The 993-nt window shown below is 43.4% G+C and carries 2 pseudogenes; both read right to left on the bottom strand.

Going from position 1 to position 993, the window contains the following annotated elements:
• Positions 1-561 (bottom strand): annotated as a pseudogene (locus HMPREF7215_RS12700) (hypothetical protein); the annotation flags it as partial.
• A 112-nt stretch (positions 562-673) separates the two neighbouring features.
• Positions 674-955, bottom strand: a pseudogene (locus HMPREF7215_RS02505) (LexA family protein); the annotation flags it as partial.
• Between the last annotated feature and the right edge of the window lie 38 nt (positions 956-993).

Genomic DNA, 993 nt, shown 5'->3' with positions numbered 1-993 from the left:
CCAATGAGTCAAAAAGCTCCCCTTCAATATCTGTTGTCCCTAAGACCTTTAATATATCGCCAAATACAGGTAGCTTGGCTTCTACCTTCACCGTTGTTCGGCCGATGAAATGCATATGCATAACATCGTCTTTGGTGGTTCCCCTCATCAGTGGCTCTATCTGAACGCGCTCTCCACTGCTTAATGACATTCCTTTCCCGATTAAAAAATCTGTCAGATCGGATGTGGTCGGCCCGAAAACAGTTCTGGCAAAACCAATGGTGTCGCCTTCAACAAACAAAAAGAATGGGTAAGTCCCAATGATTCGTCATCTGCGAGGCTGTTCTTAATATCTTCAACTGAAGCTTTAGAGCGATTTATCTTCTGAACCAGACTCTTGTCATTTGTTTTGGTAAAGAGAAAAGTTTTTCCATCGATTTTATGAATATACAAATAATTGGAGCCAACCTGCAGGTGATGATTATCAGCCAGCAGAGAATTAAGGAAAACAGACAGGTTTATTGAGCGCTTATCTTTCCCTTTATTTTTGCTGCGGTAAGTCGCATAAAAACCATTCTTCATAATTCAATCCATTTACTATGTTATGTTCTGAGGGGAGTGAAAATTCCCCTAATTCGATGAAGATTCTTGCTCAATTGTTATCAGCTATGCGCCGACCAGAACACCTTGCCGATCAGCCAAACGTCTCTTCAGGCCACTGACTAGCGATAACTTTCCCCACAACGGAACAACTCTCATTGCATGGGATCATTGGGTACTGTGGGTTTAGTGGTTGTAAAAACACCTGACCGCTATCCCTGATCAGTTTCTTGAAGGTAAACTCATCACCCCCAAGTCTGGCTATGCAGAAATCACCTGGCTCAACAGCCTGCTCAGGGTCAACGAGAATTAACATTCCGTCAGGAAAGCTTGGCTTGGAGCCTGTTGGTGCGGTCATGGAATTACCTTCAACCTCAAGCCAGAATGCAAATCACTGGCTTTTTGGTTGTGCTT

The sequence above is a fragment of the Pyramidobacter piscolens W5455 genome, from assembly GCF_000177335.1.
Taxonomy (GTDB): domain Bacteria; phylum Synergistota; class Synergistia; order Synergistales; family Dethiosulfovibrionaceae; genus Pyramidobacter; species Pyramidobacter piscolens.
This window is presented reverse-complemented; position numbering and strand designations above follow the sequence as displayed.